Annotated in this window: 14 protein-coding genes; 10 read left to right on the forward strand and 4 right to left on the reverse strand. The window is 50.5% G+C overall.

The features are described from left to right. Positions 1 to 71: 71 nt before the first annotated feature. Positions 72 to 656, forward strand: a complete 585-nt coding sequence (locus tag VHA_RS15460; RefSeq protein ID WP_005505977.1) for a Maf family protein — start codon at positions 72 to 74, stop codon at positions 654 to 656. A gap of 71 nt (positions 657 to 727) precedes the next feature. Here the strand turns inward: VHA_RS15460 and rluC are convergent, their stop codons facing one another. Next, positions 728 to 1,684 carry a 23S rRNA pseudouridine(955/2504/2580) synthase RluC gene (rluC, locus tag VHA_RS15465; RefSeq protein ID WP_005505979.1) on the reverse strand — a complete coding sequence of 319 codons (957 nt, stop codon included), beginning with the start codon at positions 1,682 to 1,684 and terminating at the stop codon, positions 728 to 730. A gap of 521 nt (positions 1,685 to 2,205) precedes the next feature. Here rluC and rne point away from each other — a divergent pair. Then, entirely contained in the window at positions 2,206 to 5,226 is a 3,021-nt protein-coding gene (gene rne / locus VHA_RS15470) for a ribonuclease E (protein ID WP_005505981.1), read from the forward strand. A 46-nt stretch (positions 5,227 to 5,272) separates the two neighbouring features. On the opposite strand, the gene VHA_RS15475 is transcribed toward rne, so the two are convergent. Beyond that, positions 5,273 to 6,610, reverse strand: coding sequence for an IS4 family transposase (locus VHA_RS15475; RefSeq protein ID WP_040528107.1), 1,338 nt, complete (start codon positions 6,608 to 6,610; stop codon positions 5,273 to 5,275). A gap of 275 nt (positions 6,611 to 6,885) precedes the next feature. Here VHA_RS15475 and VHA_RS15480 point away from each other — a divergent pair, with 275 nt between their 5' ends. The 5 genes from VHA_RS15480 (at position 6,886) to VHA_RS15500 (ending at position 16,378) form a co-directional block, all read left to right on the forward strand. Then, the gene (locus VHA_RS15480; RefSeq protein WP_005505984.1) at positions 6,886 to 8,442 is read left to right on the forward strand and encodes a SulP family inorganic anion transporter; all 1,557 of its coding nucleotides are present in this window, start codon (positions 6,886 to 6,888) and stop codon (positions 8,440 to 8,442) included. Positions 8,443 to 9,054: 612 nt separating this feature from the next. Beyond that, on the forward strand, positions 9,055 to 11,073 hold the full coding sequence (locus tag VHA_RS15485; protein ID WP_005505987.1) for a sigma-54-dependent Fis family transcriptional regulator: 2,019 nt from the start codon (positions 9,055 to 9,057) through the stop codon (positions 11,071 to 11,073). 260 nt (positions 11,074 to 11,333) lie between these two features. Further along, positions 11,334 to 13,487: a hydantoinase/oxoprolinase family protein gene (locus VHA_RS15490; protein WP_005505988.1), complete on the forward strand. Its 2,154-nt coding sequence runs from the start codon at positions 11,334 to 11,336 to the stop codon at positions 13,485 to 13,487. Between the two features lie 3 nt (positions 13,488 to 13,490). Continuing rightward, on the forward strand, positions 13,491 to 15,812 hold the full coding sequence (locus tag VHA_RS15495) for a hydantoinase B/oxoprolinase family protein (RefSeq protein WP_005505993.1): 2,322 nt from the start codon (positions 13,491 to 13,493) through the stop codon (positions 15,810 to 15,812). Between the two features lie 59 nt (positions 15,813 to 15,871). Next, positions 15,872 to 16,378 (forward strand): acetone carboxylase subunit gamma, encoded by a 507-nt coding sequence (locus VHA_RS15500; protein WP_005505995.1) that lies wholly within the window; start codon positions 15,872 to 15,874, stop codon positions 16,376 to 16,378. Between the two features lie 225 nt (positions 16,379 to 16,603). On the opposite strand, the gene VHA_RS15505 is transcribed toward VHA_RS15500, so the two are convergent. After that, positions 16,604 to 17,284 carry a helix-turn-helix transcriptional regulator gene (locus VHA_RS15505; protein WP_005505997.1) on the reverse strand — a complete coding sequence of 227 codons (681 nt, stop codon included), beginning with the start codon at positions 17,282 to 17,284 and terminating at the stop codon, positions 16,604 to 16,606. 21 nt (positions 17,285 to 17,305) lie between these two features. Continuing rightward, a complete protein-coding gene (locus VHA_RS15510; RefSeq protein WP_005505999.1) occupies positions 17,306 to 17,623 on the reverse strand; it encodes a hypothetical protein in 318 nt (105 codons plus the stop codon). Between the two features lie 139 nt (positions 17,624 to 17,762). Here VHA_RS15510 and miaE point away from each other — a divergent pair, with 139 nt between their 5' ends. The 3 genes from miaE (at position 17,763) to VHA_RS15525 (ending at position 20,171) form a co-directional block, all read left to right on the forward strand. Then, the gene (gene miaE / locus VHA_RS15515) at positions 17,763 to 18,542 is read left to right on the forward strand and encodes a tRNA isopentenyl-2-thiomethyl-A-37 hydroxylase MiaE (protein WP_005506001.1); all 780 of its coding nucleotides are present in this window, start codon (positions 17,763 to 17,765) and stop codon (positions 18,540 to 18,542) included. A gap of 114 nt (positions 18,543 to 18,656) precedes the next feature. Then, positions 18,657 to 19,397, forward strand: coding sequence for a sporulation protein (locus VHA_RS15520; RefSeq protein ID WP_005506003.1), 741 nt, complete (start codon positions 18,657 to 18,659; stop codon positions 19,395 to 19,397). Positions 19,398 to 19,574: 177 nt separating this feature from the next. After that, positions 19,575 to 20,171, forward strand: coding sequence for a TetR/AcrR family transcriptional regulator (locus VHA_RS15525; protein ID WP_005506005.1), 597 nt, complete (start codon positions 19,575 to 19,577; stop codon positions 20,169 to 20,171). The last annotated feature ends 35 nt before the right edge of the window (positions 20,172 to 20,206 follow it).

Consider the following 20,206-nt stretch of genomic DNA (forward strand, 5'->3'; position numbering starts at 1 on the left):
CTCGCCTACGCAAGTTTAAAACATTACACTAACTCACGTATACGAATATTCAGGTAAAGGATCATCGTTAGATGAATAAACAAACAATTGTGCTGGCGTCTGGATCCTGGTATCGACAGCAACTTCTGCAAAAACTTGGCCTCCCCTTTTTGCCCCACTCACCGGATATCGATGAATCTGCGAAGGAAAATGAAACTCCCACAGATTTGGTGAAACGTCTTTCTCTGGAAAAAGCAAAGGCCTGTCAAGACATTTATTCCGAGGCGTTGATCATAGGATCCGATCAGGTTTGTGTGATCAACGGAAAGATCCTGGGTAAACCTCATACAGAAGAAAAAGCAATCGCGCAGCTCAATGCAGCCAGCGGGAAACACGTTACCTTTTATACAGGTCTTACCCTACTCAATGCGAAAACAGGCACAGCCCAAACGGACGTAGAGCCCTTTCATGTTCATTTCCGTAACCTAAGCGAAGGAGAAATTCGTCGCTATGTGGAAAGGGAAAAGCCGCTCGATTGTGCAGGCAGCTTTAAATGCGAGAGTCTGGGCATTGCGCTGTTTGACAGACTGGAAGGCCGGGATCCGAATACATTAGTTGGATTGCCCCTGATTCGTTTGTGCGAAATGCTTAACGCTGAAGGGGTAGACGTGCTTTGAAAAGGGGCACAGCCCCTTTTCTTAAGGGTAATAAATCTTATGGATCGCAAGCAGATACTACCCGCTTGTGATCAGTTAACGCGTGACGCTTTCCTTAACCCTTCCAGCGTTTTTTCCAGTTGCTTGTCCATCGGTGCAGAGATATCCATCATTTCCCCGGAGCCCGGGTGGGTAAACTTGATGTTGGCAGCATGAAGGAACAAACGGTTCAAACCGAACTTTTTGGTGTAGGCATCAAAGCGCGGATCGCCATAGCGATCATCCCACGCGAGAGGATGACCCACATACTGTGCATGTACGCGGATTTGATGAGTACGCCCCGTAATTGGACTGGCTTGCACCAAGGTGGCCTGATCAAACTGCTCCAACACCTTAAAGCGGGTCTCTGAGGGTTTACCATCAGGGTTCACACGCACAATACTGTTGACTTCATTTTTCAAAAGTGGTGCCGTCACCTTCTTCATCGAAGGCTTCCAGTTCCCCATCGTCAGCGCAAAGTAGTACTTCTGCACCGTTTTCTCACGAAACTGCGCCTGCAAATGACGAAGTGCTGAACGCTTTTTGGCAATCAACAAGATACCGGATGTATCACGGTCAATGCGGTGCACCAGTTCCAAAAAGCGGGCATCTGGTCTAAGAGACCGCATTGCTTCAATCGCACCAAAGTGCAAACCGCTGCCACCGTGAACCGCTGTCCCTGACGGTTTATTGAGCACCAACATGTGATCATCTTCATAAATCACACATTTTTCCAGCTCAGCTACCCGATTAAGTTTGGTGCTGGGTGCCTCAGCCTGCGCCGTCTCTGGGATCTTGATAGGCGGCACGCGGATAACATCCCCAGCCTGAAGCTTATATTCAGGTTTTATGCGTTTTTTATTAACTCGCACTTCTCCTTTGCGGAGAACGCGATAAATCATACTTTTAGGTACGTTTTTGAGCCTATTTCGGAGAAAGTTATCGATCCGTTGGCCCGCAATGTCATCTGAAATGTCGATGAATTGCACTTTAGGTTTTTCAGTATTCATAGGCCGTAGATTCTACATTGCATCAAAGTAGTTTGCTGCAAAAAAGTGTCCCTGCTATAGTTGCGCCGTAAAGCAGAAAAGTGTGAAGCTTTTTTGCTCATTACGACTAAAATGTCGACAAATAGAGTAAATCTTTACCGCTTTATCTCAGACCCCTAACTGCCACAAGCACTATGTCTAAGTAGTATCTGATTCGTTGGTAAGTAAGGGTGTCCTAATCATGCCGCACTCGGCGTAAGACATGAAGAATAAAGCACCCGTTAGATTGTTGGCACGACGGGATAAATAACCAGTGTCAAAGAGACTGTCGCCATTTGTGGCGAATAGCCGACTGAATAAATCGGAGTGAATACACTATTTCCGTATCAGTGGGTAGATAGGTAGTGCCCTGGAGCGTCCCTGATTTCCCAGCCGTGAGGCTGCATTAACGTCAGACTTGGGACCTGGCAGCATTGCGTTCTTTCTCTCGTTTCCAACAACTAATAACAACAAATAATCGAGAACAATTTGATATGAAAAGAATGTTGATTAACGCAACTCAAAAGGAAGAGTTGCGCGTCGCATTGGTTGACGGTCAGCGCTTATACGATCTGGATATCGAAAGCCCTGGCCATGAATCGAAAAAAGCAAACATCTACAAAGGCCGTATTACCCGCATTGAACCCAGTCTGGAAGCCGCATTCGTAGACTATGGCTCAGAGCGTCACGGATTCCTTCCTCTTAAAGAAATTGCCCGCGAATACTTTCCTGACAATTACAGCTACCAAGGTCGTCCAAACATCAAAGAGGTGTTAAAAGAAGGCCAGGAAGTGATTGTTCAGGTTGATAAAGAAGAACGTGGTAACAAAGGCGCTGCCTTAACCACCTTCATCTCGCTCGCCGGCAGTTATCTGGTTTTAATGCCAAACAACCCTCGCGCTGGTGGCATTTCCCGCCGTATCGAAGGTGAAGAGCGCAGCCAGCTGAAAGAAGCAATGTCTGGCCTGACTCTACCTCAGGGTATGGGCCTTATCGTGCGCACAGCGGGTGTAGGCAAATCGGCTGAAGAGCTCGAATGGGATTTAAACTACCTGCTGAACAACTGGGAACGCATCCAAGGTGCTGCCGAATCTAAAACCGCGCCCTTCCTGATCTATCAGGAAAGTGATGTGATCGCACGTGCATTCCGCGATTATCTGCGCCGTGACATCGGCGAAGTGCTGATCGATAGCGAGAAAGTTTACAATCAGGCGCGTGAACGTATCCAGGCAACCCGTCCTGACTTCCTGAGCCGCGTGAAACGCTATGAAGGCGAAGTACCACTGTTCAGCCACTACCAAATCGAAAGCCAGATTGAATCGGCATTCCAGCGTGAAGTACGCCTGCCTTCCGGTGGTTCGATTGTTATTGACCCAACGGAAGCGTTGACCTCTATCGACATCAACTCCGCCCGCGCAACCAAGGGGTCTGATATCGAAGAAACGGCGCTACAAACCAACCTGGAAGCCGCAGACGAGATTGCACGTCAGTTGCGCCTGCGTGACCTCGGTGGCCTGGTTGTTATCGACTTCATTGATATGACCCCGGTTCGCCATCAACGCGAAGTGGAAAACCGTCTGCGTGAAGCTGTCCGCATGGACCGTGCTCGCGTTCAAATTGGCCGTATTTCACGCTTTGGTCTGCTGGAAATGTCGCGTCAGCGCCTGAGCCCTTCCCTGGCAGAAGCAAGTCACCACATCTGTCCACGCTGTACCGGTACCGGTGTGATTCGTGACAACGAATCCCTGTCCCTGTCTATTCTTCGCCTGATAGAAGAAGAAGCACTGAAAGAGAACACCGCTCAGGTGATGGCTGTGGTGCCTGTTCCTGTTGCCTCTTACCTGCTCAACGAAAAACGCCGCTCTGTACAGCACGTTGAGAAATACCACAATGTACGTGTGATTGTGGTGCCAAACGCCAACATGGAAACGCCACACTTTGAAGTGGTTCGTATCCGCGGTGGCGATGAAATTTCTTCCCTGTCTTACCGTCTGCCAGAACATCTGGAAGCAATGCGTGAAAACGACGCAAAAGACGACGCACCGACAGAACGTGTTGTGAAGAAACGTGAAGAGCCTGCACTACAAGGCTTTACTGCCCCTGCTTCTCCTGCGCCTGTTGCAAAACCTGCGGCAGTAAAAGAGGAAGCAAAACCGGGGTTGTTCTCCCGTCTGACCTCTTTCATTTCTGGCCTGTTTTCCGGTGGCAAACAAGATGGGAAGGAAGAGCAAGAAGAATCTGCGTCGAAGCGTGATAACCGCAACCGTCGTGACAGCAAACGTTCACAAGACCGTACCCGCCGTGGATCACGCAACAACAATGGTCAGCGTGAAGAAAGCAGCAAAAATGCTGAACAATATGGCGAGAAGAAAGCGCGTCGCAAAGAGCGTCCAGAAAACACTGAACGCCAAGAGAAAGCTGCGAAGAAGTCAAGCCGTAAGCCTGTAGAAAAAACAGAGAAAGCCGAGCAGCGCAAGCAAACAAAAACCGCTAAGCCAGTGAAAGATGAATCACAGGCAGAGAAGCAAGAAAAAGCGGAAAAGACGGAGAAAGTCAAACAGCGCCGTCAACGCCGTAAGCTGAGCAAGAAAGTGCGTATTGCTGATGCTGTGGAAGAAACAGAAGTCGTCACCACAACAGCCCACCCACTGCTGGAAGTCGGTAAAGCCGTCGCGGAAGAAGCGAAAGCAGAATCCCACGCGGGTGAAATGGATGTGGCTGAATCGGCTGACAATGGAGAACAACGCGAAGAGAAGCGCCGTAACCGCCGATCTCCCCGACATCTTCGCGCCAGTGGCCAGCGCCGTCGTCGCAACAACCGTGATGACAGCACAGACGCAGAACAAGGGCTTGACCAGCTGGATATGATGGAAACCGCGGTTTCTTTTGTCGAGAAACGTAACAAGGTGGTATTGAAGTCTGGCGTTGCCTCTCCGGAAATGGCAATGGGGAAAGTGTGGCCTTCAAAAGCAGCACTTAAAGCGCCAATTGTTGCTGACATAGAAACGGATACAACGAAAACCGACGCTAAATCTGAACAAGAGGCTCCTAAAAAACCGGTTCATGGCGGTGTGGCCTTCCCGGAAATGGCAATGGGGAAAGTGATTATCCGTCGCTCTACATCGTCTGTACTGGAAGAAAAAGCCAAAGCGGAAGATGAAGCTCTGAGTGAAGAATTGCTCATGACTGGAAAAGTGAGCGAAGCGGAAGCAACGTCAGTGGTTGAAACACCGGTTGTTGACACAGCGCCTGCTGCGTCTGAATCACAAGCGTCTGATGTGAAGCAAGTGATGGAAGCAAGCGAAATTCTGGCGGTTGAAGCTGAAAAGCCCGTTAAACCAGCCATTCGCATGGGGCGTGCGACATCACCGATGACGAAAGCACCTGCACCGGAAAACAATGAAACCGCTATTCAGGTTGCTATCGCAGCATTCCGCAATGAGCTTGAACAACCCCGTCAGGCAGGCAGTCAAACGGCCACCAGCAGCGCGGCAGCGCCAGCGACAAAACCTGACTTCCAATAATAGAAAACAACTGCGATACAGGGCCACGCACTGCGTGCAATGCAGTTCACTTAAGCGGAGCCGCTTTGCGATTAATCGGATAACGGGTCTTTGACATTTTAACTGCCCTAGGTCTTGATGGTCTGGGGCGTTTTTCTATGAACAGGACAGATAAGTCTCCTCTCAATGCCTTAAGCCTCTTAGGCGTATTGCCCGGAGATAAAGCTTTGCTCATTATCCTTAGTTGACTCGCAATATACTGGCAAGCGTATTTGAAGCTTATTTCATTTGGTGCACGACCATGAGCTACCGCGGCTTGGCTGGCCTCTCGTCTCACCAGGTTGTATCCAAGAAGCAGTCCCCATAACTCCTGATAAACAAGCTCGACTGTCTTACTTCTCAACGTCATGGCATTGTGCTGCATAGAGCTTTTGATGTCTCGATATCCCAACTCTATCTCCCACCGCTCATGATAGAGCGTGGCCACTTGCTCAGCGCTGTACTTCTCTCGTGGCAGTGAAGTAAACACGGTCTTCTCTTTTCCATCCACTTCATAAGTCACCGCCCTGACTTGCCACTTCTCAGGTAGACTCGGATTCTTTTTTCTGGCCTGAGGGGAGACTTTCATTTCGATAAGATTGTCATTGGTTTCTTCCTCATCGAGAATCGTGTACACCAATCCCTTTCGAGCCGGAATGAGCCAGTGACGGTTTACACCGCTAGCCGATAGGCTCAGCAACAAATCTGCGCCATAGAACCCTTTATCCAACAGCGTTACCGAGTTATCAGGAAGCGAACTAATGAAGGGCTGAGCGAGGGGGATTTCACCTCGACGGTAGGGACTGATATCCGCATCAATGATGATATGAGAACGCACATTCATCATGGTAACAAGTCGGAGAACTGGGTAGGGTGTTTGACGTTTACCCGAGGTGTTCCCAGAGCCGAAGTGTTCGCGAAGCTCTGGAGTGTCTGCCGTTCTGAATAATGCACCATCAACAGCAAAAACCTGGAGGCCATGCCAATCATCCTCTGGGTATCTTTCTTTGCCCCATCCCTCACTACACTTTTTAAACAACCATTTAGGTGCTTCAGAGCCGAGTCGTTGACGAGCCTGAGTCAGCGCACTTTTGGCGAGAAGCGCTTCGTCAGCAAGCCCTTCAGCACAGATGTTCATCCGACGGGCTACCTCAGCAATCGGTTCATTTCTGAAGAATGCCATCCCCACGATTAACCACAGGACCATATCGCTGGGTAATCTTCTACGCCTGATGGTGGCTTGAGTAGAGAGGGATGCGGCTGCAGCAACCCATTCTGAAGGGACATGCTCAGCAAACGTCGTGAGTTGGGAAACATCAACGGGTGATTCTTCGAGAAAATCACTTAGATATGAGGTAATAGGCATAAAAAATCTGAAATCAATGAATGATTTCAGATTCTGACTCATCAGAAGGATCGGTCAACCGATCCTTAACTGATCAGCATTGCACGCACTGCGTGGCCTTTTTTATCTTAACGGTTGTTGGCTGACAGGTATAACGCCTTGTTCAATAAGCAAAGCAACCGCATTACTTTTTCACAAAAATGTTACCAACATTGAACAAAATCACACTTTTCGGTAGTATCCCAACCTTTGTCGAAAAGCCAAATACAATCACCTTGAAGAAGTACCCTTAAACAATGTTTGAATTCCCCAAATTTCCTCGTCATTCCGCGAAAAACGATATCCTCTCTGGGCTAACCGTTGCACTGGCTTTGGTCCCTGAAGCTGTCGCATTCGCCTTTGTAGCAGGCGTTGACCCTATGGTCGGCCTTTATGCCGCCTTTATCATGGGTCTGCTCACATCAATACTGGGTGGTCGTCCCGGCATGATTTCCGGTGCAACCGGTGCCATGGCTGTCGTTATGGTCAGTCTGGTTGCAGAACACGGCATCCAATACCTTTTTGCAGCGGTCATGCTGGCTGGCGCATTTCAAATTCTCGCGGGTGTGTTCAAACTGGGTAAATTCATCCGTATGGTGCCGCACCCTGTCATGATTGGTTTTGTTAACGGCTTGGCTATCGTTATTTTTCTGGCACAGCTTGGCCAGTTCCAGGTACCAGGACTGAACGGCGAAATGACCTGGCTTCAAGGCGAACAGCTTTACCTAATGCTTGGTCTGGTCGCCATTACCATGGCTATCATCCACTTTCTGCCTAAACTGACCACGGCAGTTCCCTCTTCACTGGTGGCGATTGTTTCGGTCACAGCAGCGGTGGTACTTCTGGATTTGGACACCCGCACAGTTGTTGATTTCCTGCGCTCGATGAGTGGTAACGAAAACGCCACACTGGCAGGCTCATTGCCCACCTTTGCCATTCCTTCTGTGCCTTTCAATCTTGAAACCTTGTACATCATTCTTCCTTATTCGCTGATCCTTGCGGCTGTGGGCTTGATTGAATCGTTGCTGACCCTAACAGTGGTCGATGAAATGACCGGCACGCGTGGGCGCGGTAACCGTGAATGCGTCGGTCAGGGTGTAGCAAACATGACATGCTCCGTATTTGGCGCTATGGGGGGCTGTGCGATGATTGGACAGTCCATGATCAACGTAAATTCCGGTGGCCGTGGCCGCTTGTCAGGCATCGTAGCTGCACTTGCCCTGCTCTGCTTTATTCTGTTCACTTCATCATTGATTGAAATGATCCCACTGGCAGCCTTGGTTGGTGTGATGTTTATGGTGGTCATAGGTACATTTGAATGGGCAACGTTCAAGTTGGCAAGACGCGTACCGAAACGTGACTTTTTCGTTATTGTGCTTGTTACCGTCGTCACTGTGATGACAGACCTGGCGATTGCAGTTACTGTCGGTGTGATTGTGTCTGCCCTGATGTTTGCCTGGGAGCACGCAAAACACATTTATGCGGCCAGCCACATCAATGAACATGGTTCGAAAGTGTATGAAGTGAATGGTCCCCTGTTTTTTGGTTCTGTCGCTAACTTCCTTGAACTGTTTGATGCTGCGAATGACCCACAAGATGTGATTGTTGATTTCGGTAAGTCACGCGTGGCTGACCACTCTGCGATTGAGGCGATTGAAACACTTGCCGAGCGCTACAACAAAGCAGGAAAAACCTTGCATCTCCGTCACCTGTCACAAGACTGTCTGGCCTTGCTGACAAAAGCAGGCAGCCTGGTTGAAATCAACCACATTGAAGACCCAAGTTATAAAGTAGCGACTGACGTTCTGGCGTAATAAAGCGAACATTGAAATACGAAAAGTGGGCTTTTAATAACCTAATGCCAGTCAGTTACGCTGACTGGCAGTAACCAATGTCACGGTAAATCGTGCGCTTCGATTTACTCATCTCTTCTTCAATCGTTAAGCCGATGCGATACACGCGCCCATTGCATTCATTTTGATGCGCTCATACGCCATAACACGTGTAGCGCCATCAATATGAGACACCATCTTTTGCGCACCGTTATCTTGAATAAAACATGTCAGGACTCTTTTCATGTGCCTCGTAAACGATAGAACACGTGTGTTACTGGCAACAACCTATCAAGGCTCAGACACATCGCCGCGCGGATGAATATCGGACGGTGACCGAAAACCAAACACGAGAAAATACCTCCCCCAGAATGAAAAATTTATTTTTTCAATAGGTTGTGAAAACCAGTAACAGGAACAGAATTTGCTCTGTTGACATCAGCAATCGGTTCATATCACAAGAGGGCAAAAGACAGGTCGGATATCAAGGAGAACAATGCCTGCCCAAAATTGGCGCAACAGGCGGAGTACACATATTCTTCAAGATGTAGGCAACAACGTAGTGATCGCAGTGTGCCATATGGAGACAATACAGTGTCAAAAACGAACAAGGATGACAGATATTCAGTTCCAGAAGAAAATGCGGGAGTGAAAGCCAGCTGGGAAGCATTCATCAATGATGCCATGCCTTCACTTGAAGCCTCCTCGCTTCAGACACCAAACCTTCGCCATCTGATTCACCAATCTTGGCTTCGCTGTCAGATCGACCATGTCGATCCAATGCGCGCTAAAGCCAGTCTCACCTTGAACAGCGATGGGCTTGCCGAGCTTCGCCACCGTCATGCCCGCCTGATCGATGCCAGCACGCCATGCATGGCACAATCCCATGACATCTTATCCCCCACAGGAACGGTGATGATATTGACCGATCCCAACGGCACCATTCTCGATGTGGAAGGGGATGCCAGTGCCAGAGTACGGGATCCGCTGCAAGCGACACGGCTGGTGCCCGGTGGACGGTGGTCGGAATCGGATATGGGCACCAATGCGATTGGCACTGCACTCCAGACCGGGCAGCCAGTCCAAATCCATGCCGCAGAGCATTTTTGCGAAGGTATTCAGCGATGGACATGTTCTGCCACGGTGATCCGCGACCCAATAGACAAGGCAATTCTGGGCGTTATTGACGTTTCTGGCTTGAGCCAAAACTACAGTCGGCACAGCCTCGCCCTGGCCATGACAACAGCAGCCCGCATTGAAAGCCGGCTATCCCGTCAAGAAATGGAGCATCGTTACCATTTGGTGGAAAGTGGCATCAACAGGCTGGTAACAAAAAACGGCAATGGTTACCTGTTATTTGACCGACGCGGATATTTGGTCAAAGCTGACGGACGTGCCACGCCTGTGCTGGTCGGGGCGGGGTTCAAGTCACTGAACTCACCAGTCCGTATTAATGCCCTCAACCTCGATATCCCAGAACATGAGCGTCCGGCCTGTCCAGACTGGTTACGCCCGGAGTGGGTAGAAGCCGTTGTAAATAACGGTCATATCATTGGCAGTATTGTCCACATTCCTATTCCTCGCTTAACCAGTTTCAGAACCAAATCCAAAACGGGCAAAAACCGTGTTGCCGCAAGCTTGAATGGCATCGTAGGACAATCTCCACAGCTTGTCGAAGCATTGACCAAGGCACGCCAGTTAGCGAAAGCACGTGTTCCAGTTCTCCTTTTGGGTGAAACGGGGGTGGGTAAGGAATTATTTGCCAAAGGGATACATCAAGCCAGTCAGGATGAAAAAGAGCCATTCGTTGTACTTAACTGCGGAGGCTTGTCTAAAGATCTGCTGAGCAGTGAACTGTTTGGTTACGCAGACGGCGCGTTTACGGGCGCCCGTAAAGGTGGACTGGCAGGGAAAATCGAAGCGGCAGACGGGGGCACCCTGTTTCTCGATGAAATCGGGGAAATGCCAATGGATATCCAGCCCCATTTGCTTCGCGTTCTCGAGTCCGGTGAAATATACCGTCTAGGCGAAAACACGCCCAGGCGTGTCCGGTTTCGGCTGATTGCAGCCACAAACCGCGATCTGAGAGTGTCTGTCGATGAAGGGGTGTTCCGGATGGATTTGTTTTACCGTATCGCCGTCACCAGCATCCGTATTCCACCGCTGCGGGATCGCAGTGGCGACATTCCATTACTCACTGACTGGCTGATCCAGCACCTCTGTCAACATCATGAGTTACCATTACAAAGCCTGTCTGCTGAAGCACGCTCTATGCTGGAAGCATACAGCTGGCCCGGGAATGTCAGGGAACTGCGAAATATCATTGAATCCATGTTGCTTATGTCCACCAGCGATACGTTGTCTGTTGAAGACTTACCCCCAGAGATCGCTAACCCATTCTGCACATGCAGCTCCGTCAACGAATCAGGCCTCTCCGGGCGCTCACCGCTGGAGCAGGTGGAAAGCCACCAGATCCGCACCACCCTGCACCAGTGTGAAGGCAACTTAACACTGGTGGCCCAAAAGCTTGGCATTGCGAAAAGCACGCTATACCTCAAGCTGAAAAAATATGGCCTTAACCAGGAAGTCAACGCTATCCGTGCAAGCCATTGAGACGAAAAAGACACTGACCCCACGTCCAGAATCAGAACGGTATACGGCCGAATCACCGTTCGCCATTCGGACACTTCCGGGCTACCACCTCCCCCTCCAAAAAGCACAACAAGCTGATTAGAAAGAAATAAATTCATTCTCCTTTCACTGGCATGTCCCTTGCTGTAAAGCATCGGGGTGGCGCACCACGGATTCATGCCGTGATTCCGCCCTCCAATCAATGGACAACACATCCCCAAAAGGGGGAAAAGGAGAGCGACATGCAACAGCAAGACGGCGCGGTCAAAGTACTGGGCATTGATGCCGGTGGCACCATGACCGATACCTTTTTCGTCCGCTCAGACGGACGCTTTGTTGTCGGTAAGGCGCAAAGCAATCCCGACGACGAATCGCTGGCAATTTACAACTCATCCGAAGATGCACTTGCCCACTGGAAACGCACTGTAGACGATGTCTATCCAGAGCTGGTTACCGGGGTCTATTCCGGTACTGCGATGTTAAACCGGGTCGTGCAGCGCAAAGGGTTAGATGTTTGTCTTATCTGCAACAAAGGCTTTGAGCAGACCCACTCGATGGGACGGGCTATCCAAAGTTACCTTGGTTACGCCCTTGAAGATCGTATCCACCTGAATACCCACAAATATGATCCGCCACTGGTGCCTCTCTCACGTATCCGTGGTGTCACTGAACGGACTGACGTGCAAGGCAATATCGTCATTCCCTTGCGTGAACAGGAAGTCGCTGATGCAACAGAGGCACTGGTCAAAGCCGGTTCCGATGCCATCGTGATTTGTCTGTTGCAATCACATAAAAACCCGCAGAGTGAAAAAAATGCGCGTGATATCTGCAAAGAAAAACTCAAGGACATGGGCGTAGATATTCCCGTGTTTGCTTCAGTGGACTACTACCCCTCTCGCAAAGAAAGCCACAGGATGAACACCACTGTTTTGGAAGCCTATGCGGCCGAGCCTTCACGACAGACCCTGAAAAAAGTCAGCGACAGGTTCCAGAAACATGGCGCCCATTTTGACTTGCGGGTCATGGCGACCCATGGAGGGACAATTTCCTGGAAAGCCAAGGAGTTGGCGCGTTCCATCGTATCTGGCCCCATTGGGGGCGTCATCGGCTCAAAATTGCTCGGTAAAATGTTGGGCTATGACAACATTGCCTGCTCAGACATTGGCGGAACCAGCTTTGACATGGCATTGATCACCAAAGGAAATTTTGCCATCGCCGCCGACCCTGATATGGCAAGATTGGTGCTTTCCCTGCCATTGGTTGTAATGGACTCTGTCGGTGCGGGTGCCGGCAGTTTCGTGCGTATTGATCCCTACAGCAACGCCATTACCCTTGGCCCTGACAGCGCTGGCTATCGGGTAGGAACCTGCTGGAAAGACAGTGGGCTGGACACCGTTTCCGTGACTGATTGCCATGTTGTGCTTGGTTATCTGAATCCAGAGAACTTTCTCGGAGGCGCGATCAAGCTGGATGTCGAACGGGCCCGGGAACACATCAAAGTACAGATTGCCGATCCCATGGGTCTTAGTGTGGAAGAGGCAGCGTCCGGCGTCATCGAATTACTCGATTTGCAGCTTCGCGAATACCTTCGCGCCAATATCGGTGCCAAGGGATACAGCCCCACAGAATACGTCTGTTTTTCCTACGGTGGTGCCGGTCCGGTACATACCTATGGGTATACCGAAGGGCTGGGTTTTAAAGACATCATTGTTCCCGCATGGGCGGCTGGTTTTTCAGCCTTTGGCTGTGCCTGCGCCGATTTTGAATACCGTTACGACAAGAGCGTTGATATCGCCGTTCCACAGGTTGCACCGGAAAAAGATAAAATCGCCGCCGCTAACATTATGCAATCTGCATGGAACGAGCTGGCAGCGAAAGTTATCGAAGAGTTCGTCATCAATGGCTTCAAGCCTGAAGATGTCATCCTCCGTCCCGGTTTCCGAATGCAGTACATGGGCCAGCTGAATGACCTTGAGATCCACTCTCCTATCAACAGCGCAACCACCGCCGACGACTGGGACAAGCTGGTTGACACCTTTGAAGATACTTACTCCCGGGTCTATGCCAGTGCTGCCCGTTCGCCGGAACTCGGTTTCTCGGTCACGGGCGCCATTATGCACGGCCTGGTTGCCACCGTGAAACCTTCACTGCCGGAAGACAAAGAAGAGGGTCCCATCCCACCGGATAACGCCCGGTTGGGCCACCGTCCCTTCTACCGCCACAAACAGTGGCTGGACGCAGAACTGTTCCAAATGGAACTGCTCAAACCCGGTAACCGCATCACAGGTCCTGCCATCATCGAATCTGACGCCACCACCTTTGTTGTACCGGACGGATTTGAAACTTACCTCGATAAACACCGCCTGTTCCATCTCAAGTCTCTGAAGGAGGACTGAACCATGGATGACATCACACAAGTACGTCCCCATGCCGATCTGCTCGGTACGGGAGAGTCACTGAAAACCTTCCGTGACAAAGTCATGGCCAAAACAACGTCCACCGGATTTTATAACGGGCTGAAGCACCTTGACCTGCGCGAGAGCGAGCCCATCCGGTACGAGAAAATGTTTTCCAAAATTCGTGGCGGTCTGGTCCATGCCCGGGAAACGGCAAAAAAAATCGCCGCCAGCCCTATCGTGGAGCAAGAAGGTGAACTGTGCTTTACCTTGTATAACGCTGCCGGTGACTGTGTACTCACGTCCACCGGGATCATCATCCACGTGGGAACCATGGGCGCGGCAATCAAATACATGATTGAAAACAATTGGGAAATGAATCCGGGCATCAACGATGGGGACATGTTTACTAACAATGACTGCGCCATCGGTAATGTGCATCCCTGTGACATCGCGACCATTGTCCCCATTTTCTGGGAAGGCAAATTAATTGGCTGGGTGGGCGGCGTTACCCATGTTATCGACACGGGCGCTGTCACCCCGGGCTCCATGTCTACAGGTCAGGTACAGCGGTTTGGGGATGGTTACATGATCACCTGCCGCAAAACCGGTGCAAATGACGAGCCCTTCCGAGACTGGCTGCACGAATCCCAACGTTCTGTACGTACGCCCAAATACTGGATCCTTGATGAACGAACCCGCATTGCCGGATGCCATATGATCCGCGATCTGGTGGAAGAAGTAATCCGGGAAGAAGGAATTGAAGCGTACCAGAAATTTGCCTATGAAGTGGTTGAAGATGGTCGCCGTGGCCTGCAAACCCGCGTGAAAGCGATGACGCTCCCCGGCACTTATCGCAAAGTGGCGTTTGTTGACGTGCCCTACGCCCACCCTGATGTACAGACGCCGTCAGCCTTTGCCAAACTTGATACCATCATGCACTCACCGGTAGAAATGACAATCCGGGGAGACGGTTCATGGCGGCTTGATTTTGAAGGAGCAAGCCGCTGGGGCTGGCACTCCTACAACGCCCACCAGGTCGCCTTTACCAGCGGAATCTGGGTGATGATGACACAAACCCTCGTACCGACCCAACGCATCAATGACGGTGCGTACTATGGTACCGAATTCCGGTTGCCTAAAGGGGCATGGATGAACCCGGATGACCGCAGAACCGGACATGCTTACGCCTGGCACTTCCTTGTCTCTGGCTGGAGCGCCCTGTGGCGCGGGCTGGGACAGAGTTACTTCAGCCGCGGTTATCTGGAAGAAGTGAACGCCGGTAATGCCAATACCTCCAACTGGTTACAGGGTGGCGGGATCAACCAGGAAGGCGAGATCCACGCCGTGAACAGCTTTGAAGCGTCCTCTTGCGGCACCGGAGCCTGTGCAGTCAAAGACGGGCTTAACCATGCGGCTGCCATCTGGAACCCTGAAGGCGACATGGGGGACGTCGAGATTTGGGAGATGGCAGAGCCGCTTCTGTATCTTGGACGGAACGTGAAATGTAACTCCGGCGGATACGGGAAATACCGTGGCGGTTGTGGCTTTGAATCGCTGCGGATGGTATGGAACGCGCATGACTGGACCATGTTCTTCATGGGCAACGGTTACATGAACAGCGACTGGGGCATGATGGGTGGCTACCCCCCTGCTACAGGATACCGTTTTGAAGCGCATATGACCGGCCTGAAAGAGCGCATCGCGCAAGGTGATACCTTACCACTCGGTGCAGATCTCAACCCTGCCGCGCCCGATTATGAAAAACACCTTTCACCGGGAGCACGGGTCAAACGTGACCAACAATGCATGACAACCGAAGACTGCTATGACAACCACGATCTATATCTGAACTACTTACGTGGAGGCCCCGGCTTTGGTGACCCACTCGACAGGGACTGTCCTGCTATTGCTAATGACCTCAATGAAAAGTTCGTGCTGCCGGAATTTGCCCGCAACGTGTACGGTGCAGTGATCCATCAGGATGAAAACAATCTTTGGACAGTGGATGAAGCGGAAACCGCTAAAAACCGCGCGAAAATCCGAAAAGCCCGTCTTGCCCGGGCCATTCCTACCCGTGACTGGATAGCCAAGGAAAGGGAGCGGATCCTGGCACAGAAAGCCTCCTTACCGGTGAAGCACATGTTCGCCACCAGCTTTGGCCTGTCACAGACGTTCCTTAACAACTTCCGCACATTCTGGGAGCTACCAGAAAGCTGGACGCTGAAAGAAGAGGATTTGGGTGTACCTTCCTATGGTTCACACTACCGGATGGATCTGTCACGTATGCCGGATGTATCTACCATCACCCTGGTCGAAGAGTAATCCCCTATCGACGCGGCATAGGGCTATCTATGCCGCCTTGAACAGACAGGAGAAAAAGGATGTCACAATATACTGATGAGCAGATTACCAAACTGATCGATGGTAAGCTGGATTGGAAAACCACGATGCGTATGCTGTCCATACCAAAGGACGCATCCCGCTTTGAGCAGTACCTGAAAGCATTACAGGCCAAGGTCAGCTGGCCGGATCGCATCGTCCTACCGCTGGGGCCCCACCTTTACATTACCCAGCAGCCGGACACGAAAAAATGGGTCAACAAATGCGAATGCGGCTACGAGTTCGGTGATTATCGCGACAACTGGAAACTCAACGCAGTGATTTACGTACGCGACACCAAAGCCGCCATGCTGGAGGTCTATCCGGAAAACATGCACCCTGATACAGAATGGCAAGTGTACCGGGAATATTACTGCCCTACTTGCGGCATCATGCACGATGTCGAAGCACCTACCCCCTGGTATCCCGTTTTGCATGATTTTGAGCCGGATATCGACACCTTCTACAAAGAGTGGGTCAACCTGCCTTTACCGGAAAGGGGAAACTGAGTTGTATTAATCACCGTTAGGTGACGTTGGGGCTTTCTCCGGAAAGCCCCCTTTTTCACTTCTACGTACCTGCGAAAGCCCTCGCTGCCAGCGGCAACAGCCATTATGTCGTTCTTCGCTCCTGCTTGTGAGCAACCGCGTCGCGCGAAGCGCCCAAAAAGTACCCGTGCGAAACATGCCACCAAGGTCTGTTTATCGTTGGTGTTCAAGTACCACTCGCGCCGCTTATCCTTCGCAAAGCGACAAATAGTGCTGAAAAGATTTAACGTCACTGGCTTCAAAATGTTCGTTGAGCACTTCAATATGTTCAATCCGGTCAACGCGGAAACTTCGATAATCTTTTCGTAGCTCACACCAGGCCACCAGCGTCCAGACTTTCCCCCAGTAGACCTGCCCCAGAGGGTGGATAATCCGCTCTGAATATTTGCCTTCGCCGGTTTGGTAGTTGATGAAAACCTTTCGCTTATCCGTCGCTGCCTGACGCAGTAATTCGCCACAGACCGCACATTCTGATTCAACATGAAACGCTGGCACAGCAAGGGGGAGTGCTTCAATTTTCGCCTTAAGACTGTCTAGCAACACAGAATGAATTTTATGCGATGCAGACTCAGACGCAGCGGCCAGACGCTTATCTGACCAGGCACGCACCATCTGCATCCCTAACTCCAGCGCAATGATTTCTTCTTCGGTAAACATGAGAGGTGGAAGGTGTGATCCTTTTCCGAGCAAATATCCAATCCCTGCTTCACCTTCAATTGGCACATCTGAAAGCTGCAGGGACTGGATATCACGGTAAATCGTGCGCTCGCTGACATTTAGCTCCTCGGCTAATGCCTTTGCCGTCACCGCATAACGTTTACTACGCAGTAATGTGAGAAGCTCAAACAAGCGCTCCGATTTACTCATTGAGATTTCCAGTTAAGCAGCTTAAGTACATTTACTCATCGCATCCATTTTGACGACTCCGTGAGACATCACAACAGAATTCTCCTCGATGTGAGAAACCATTTGTTGTGCCTGTTCATGCTTCATAAAATCATCGAATGCTGCCTTCGCATTTTCCATGGTTTTCCAATAAGTGACGTCAGTCCACTGCAAGGTTTCTTCATTCAGACTTAGAGAGCGGTATAAAAAGCCTTCACTCTTGGTGATAAACGACAAGGTCGCTTCCGAATCTGCCAAAAACTGGGCTGTATCAGTTCCCTCTTTCAGTTTGAACTGCACTATCTCAATCACATTTTCCATGGCGTTTTCTCCTTTGGTGTGGGGTTGAGAAAAGATTACTGACACCTACTGACAGATCATGTCAGGAGTGTTTCTCTCGCTGGATATGCCCGGTATACTTGCCAATCCCCGAAACACGAAGAAAAGATCTAAAGAATCGATGTCGTTAAGCCCAGAATTAGAACGTTTACTCGAACCAGTACGCGGTTTCCTGCATTGCGAAACCCCACAAGCGTGGATTGATGAAGCGATTAAGCCAGAGAACGAAACTATTCTTTTGCGCGATCATGCCAACTGTGAGTTAAAAGCCAGCCAAACGGCGATGTGGCTGATCCGCAAATACGCCATTGATGCATCCAGCGGGGCCTTGCTGCTCGAATGGGCTAAACCTTATGAGGACTTCGTCTATCGCGGTATTCGTGAGGGCATTTTCCATGCCACCAAAAACGGCCTGAGCGCCCCGCTAAAACCGAAAGAAGGTTTCGAACATGGGCAGGATTTGATCGACAAAATGGTCCGACTGATCAAAGAAGAGTTCCATCACTTTGAACAGGTTATCGAGATCATGGAAAAGCGCGACATGCCATACAGCCCGTTGAATGCAGGCCGCTACGCACGCGGATTGATGTCAGTGGTGCGCACCCACGAACCCGCCATGCTGATCGACAAGTTGATCATCGGTGCCTACATTGAAGCCCGCTCGTGTGAGCGCTTTGCAAAAGTGGCCCCTTACCTTGATGAAGAGCTGCGCAAGTTCTACATCTCCCTGCTGCGCTCAGAAGCACGCCACTATCAGGACTACCTCACGCTGGCAGCGGCCATTGCCGGTGGTGATATCAGCGACCGTGTTAAAGCGATTGGTGAGAAAGAAGCAGAGCTTATCCAAACCCCTGATGATATGTTCCGTTTTCACAGCGGCGTACCGCAACTGGCGGCCTAATACCTTGTAAAGCCGGGGCATTTGTCCCCGGCTTTTTCTTTCTCCGCGCCAAGACTTGCTTCACTTTCAATTGTTCGGTAAACAAGACACAAATCTGAGCAACCAGGGATTACTATGTTCAAGAAACTGAAAGCCTCTTTCGGCATTGGCGCAGCAAAAGTCGATACCATCCTGCACAATGCATCGGTTTACCAAGGCGAAACACTGCGTGGCACAGTCCACATCAAAGGCGGTGATGTTGAGCAAGAGATTGATTGCATCACCCTGAAACTCTGCACCGAAGTAAAAGTGGAAACCGACTCAGGAGCCAGTTACCAACCGTTCGTGCTTGGGCATATCCAGGCCAATACCCCTTTCACCATTCAACCGGGTGAAGAAAAAGACGTGCCGTTCGAGCTGAAGCTGCACGACGAAACCCCGGTTACCGCCGTGAATGCGCGCTTTAACCAAAGCCATGTCTGGGTTGAAACTGTCCTCGATATTGATTTTGCCATCGACCCAACCGATCGCGATTACCTTGAAGTGCGCCCGTTACCGGCTGTTCAGCGGGTGCTATCTGCGCTGGAGCGAGAAGGCTTCACCATGATGAAAGCCGATGTTGAGAAAGGCCAGCTGCGTGGTAACGGCTTTGTGTCTAGGTCTGGCTGCTATCAGGAGCTTGAATTCCAAAACAGCAGCATGTTCAACAAGACAGAAATCGAGCTTTCTTTCATTCTCGATGGCCCTGTCATCCACTGTCTGGCAGAGATTGACCGCGCATTTGGCCGTGGTGATACCTACCGCTCTTTCACCCTGTCCCGCGATGCATCAGAAGGTGAGGTGGCACAAGCTTTAGGGCCAATTTTCAGGGTGTAGTGCGCCTGTCTTACCCGTACGAGAGCCGGTAACCACCGGCTTTTTCACATTTTCACGTTTTTATTCAATAAGTTATCAATAACGCATCCCAAAAACACATCCCCAAAACCTAAGCCGTTTTTATCATTTTCACCATTCACTAGACGACTGGTCTAATTTTATGTATTATCCCAAACCATGAACACAGAAACTCAATCTACACGCCAACACATCCTCAACGTCGGTTATGAACTGATCGTTGAAAAAGGCTTTTATAACGTTGGTCTGGCACAGTTGTTAAACCATGCAGGGGTGCCGAAAGGCTCCTTCTACCACTATTTCAAATCCAAAGAGCAGTTCGGCGAAGCCTTGATTGAGGAATATTTTGCCCAATACCGGGCAAAGATGGATGCCCACTTCAGCGACTCTACCGCCAATGGCTACGACAAGCTGATGGGGTATTGGGCGAAGTGGCTTGAAATGGACGATGGCATGTGTGCCACCCAGCGCTGTCTGGTGGTAAAACTCAGTGCGGAAGTCTCTGACCTGTCCGAATCTATGCGTTTATCGCTGCTCAACGGCGCAAACCGTATTGTTGCTATTCTCGCTGACTGTGTTCAGAACGGGATTGATGATGGCTCTGTTAAGGTTGAAGATGCCTATCAAACCGCGAACCAGCTTTATCACCTGTGGATTGGTGCAAGCCTGATGAGCAAACTTAACCAGAATGTTGAACCGATGAAACAGGCACTGAAGACCACCCAGCATTTGTTGTCAGGCCAACATCCGTTCTAATCTAACGCGGTGATCGGCACCGCACAAAACCGCCA

Origin of the sequence: Grimontia hollisae CIP 101886 (assembly GCF_000176515.1) — a bacterium.
In the GTDB taxonomy this organism is placed as follows: Bacteria; Pseudomonadota; Gammaproteobacteria; order Enterobacterales; family Vibrionaceae; genus Enterovibrio; species Enterovibrio hollisae.